The sequence below is a fragment of the Corallococcus sp. AB038B genome, assembly GCF_003668955.1.
In the GTDB taxonomy this organism is placed as follows: Bacteria; Myxococcota; Myxococcia; order Myxococcales; family Myxococcaceae; genus Corallococcus; species Corallococcus exiguus.
Map to the genome: position 1 here is coordinate 1 of NZ_RAWO01000226.1, position 410 is coordinate 410.

Sequence of the window (410 nt, forward strand, 5' to 3'; positions counted from 1 at the left end):
CTCCCGAACGCCGTCAACACGATGACGGGGATGTCCGGCCGGTTGAGCACGATGCGCTCGCACAGCGCCAGCCCATCCATCCCGGGCATGCGCAGGTCCGTCAACACCACGTCGAAGTCCTCGCCGGACAGTCGCGCCAGCGCCTCGTCGGCGGACCCGAGCGCCACGGGCGTGTAGCCCCGACGGGTCAACCCCTTCTCCAACATGGCGCGCATCTCGCGCTCGTCCTCGACCATCAGGACGCGGCCTGGCATGTGTCCCCTCCGCTCGGCAGGTAGATGGAGAAGCAGCTACCGCGTCCCAGCTCGCTGCGCACGGCAATCCAGCCGCCATGGTCTCTGACAAGACCATACGAAACGGACAGCCCCAGCCCCGTGCCCTCGCCCACGTCCTTCGTGGTGAAGAAGGGC

2 protein-coding genes are annotated in these 410 nt (G+C 67.8%); both read right to left on the reverse strand.

Going from position 1 to position 410, the window contains the following annotated elements; all coding sequences use genetic code 11:
• A partial coding sequence (locus D7Y04_RS43100; RefSeq protein WP_121763083.1) for a response regulator occupies window positions 1-254 on the reverse strand: 254 nt, incomplete at its 3' end.
• Window positions 236-410 (reverse strand): ATP-binding protein (locus D7Y04_RS43105; protein ID WP_233601874.1); only part of this gene is annotated, 175 nt, incomplete at its 5' end. The genes D7Y04_RS43100 and D7Y04_RS43105, both read right to left, overlap by 19 nt.